We start from the raw sequence: 1,576 nt of genomic DNA, 5'->3' as shown, positions 1-1,576 counted from the left end.
CTAGTACTCCAGCAGCACTTTGACGTTTTCCCTGCTCAGGGGAGGTTTCGGTGAGTGTAGTGGGCTGATGGTCGGTCCGTGTTCTCTTTCCCGCACCGCCCCTCGATCGTGTGCAGCCGCCGCTGATAGTGGCAGCGGTCCGGGCAGCCTCCCGGCGTGATCGACGAGCGTGCAGTTGAGATCTGGAACGACGAACTCGAGGAACTGTTCCTGCGTACCGGCCACCGCTTCAAGCGGGTTGAGCCGCGTCGCAGGATGCGTGATTACATCCGTGGGCTGCTGGGTCCGGTTGGCCGCAAGAACGGCTGGCAGCTGGCCGAATACGCAGGACACCGCACACCCGACCGCCTCCAGCGGCTCCTCAACGGCGCCCGCTGGGACGCCGACGAGCTCCGCGACGACCTCCAGTACTACGTAGCCGAACGGCTCGGCGAACCCGACGGAATCCTCATCCTCGACGACACCGGCTTCCTCAAGAAGGGCACCACCTCGGCCGGCGTGCAACGCCAGTACTCCGGCACCGCTGGCCGCACCGAAAACTGCCAGATCGGCGTGTTCGCCGCCTACGCCACCACCCGCGGACGCACCCTGGTGGACCGGGAGTTGTATCTACCCAAGTCCTGGACCGACGACCGCGACCGCTGCCGCGCCGCCCATATCCCTGACGAGCGGGCCTTCGCCACCAAACCCGACCTGGCCAAGGCCATGGTGCTGCGGGCGATCGCCTCACCGCTGCCCATCGCCTGGGTGACCGCAGACGCCGCCTACGGCCAGGAGTGGCGGCTGCGCCGCATGCTGGAGGAGACCGGCCTGGGATACGTGCTCGCGGTCCCCAAGTCCCAGCAGGTGCCGCACTTCGGACGCATCGATCACCTCTTCGCCCAGGCACCCAACGAAGCCTGGGAGCGACGTTCGTGCGGCGACGGCGCAAAGGGCCCGCGCATCTACCACTGGGCCGCCCTGCAGATCACTTCCATCGAGGACTTCGACGGCGAGATGCCCACCCACCAGCGGTGGGCACTGGCCCGCCGCAGCGTCAGCAAGCCCGAGGAGATCGCCTACTACCTCGCCTACGCACCGCTCGACACCACCATCGAGCACCTCGTCCGCGTCGCCGGGATGCGCTGGGCCATCGAGGAAGCCTTCCAGGCCGCGAAGAACGAATGCGGCCTCGACCAGTACGAAGTCCGCCGCTACACCGGCTGGATGCGGCACATCACCCTAGCCATGCTGGCGCATGCCTTCCTGGCCGTCATGGCCGCCGATGCCGCGGCAAAGGGGGCAGCAGAAACGGTTCCTGCCTCACGCCCCTCACCGTGGCAGAAGTTCGGCGGCTCCTGGCAACTGGCCACTCACCCGTCGCCGTTCACCCACACCTCATCAGCGCACGCGCGCTGAGATGGTCACACTGGCGCAGACGACACCAAGCCGTCGCGCGCCGCTGCCACTATCAGCGGCGGCTGCACACGATCGAGGGGCGGTCCGGGAAAGAGAACACGGACCGACCATCAGCCCACTACACTCACCGAAACCGCCCCTGAGCAGGGAAAACGTCAAAGTGCTGCTGGAGTACTAG

At 66.8% G+C, this 1,576-nt stretch carries 1 protein-coding gene; it reads left to right on the top strand.

Features of this window, described 5'->3' with window-relative positions; translation table 11 throughout:
* The first annotated feature begins 159 nt into the window (after window positions 1-159).
* Complete coding sequence (locus tag ACIRB1_RS47100) at window positions 160-1,398, top strand: IS701 family transposase (RefSeq protein ID WP_403470126.1); 1,239 nt, start codon at window positions 160-162, stop codon at window positions 1,396-1,398.
* Window positions 1,399-1,576 lie beyond the last annotated feature (178 nt).

Source organism: Streptomyces sp. NPDC096013 (assembly GCF_044763565.1).
In the GTDB taxonomy this organism is placed as follows: domain Bacteria; phylum Actinomycetota; class Actinomycetes; order Streptomycetales; family Streptomycetaceae; genus Streptomyces.
Note: the sequence above shows the minus strand (reverse complement) of the source record. Positions and strands in the feature narration are given on the sequence as shown.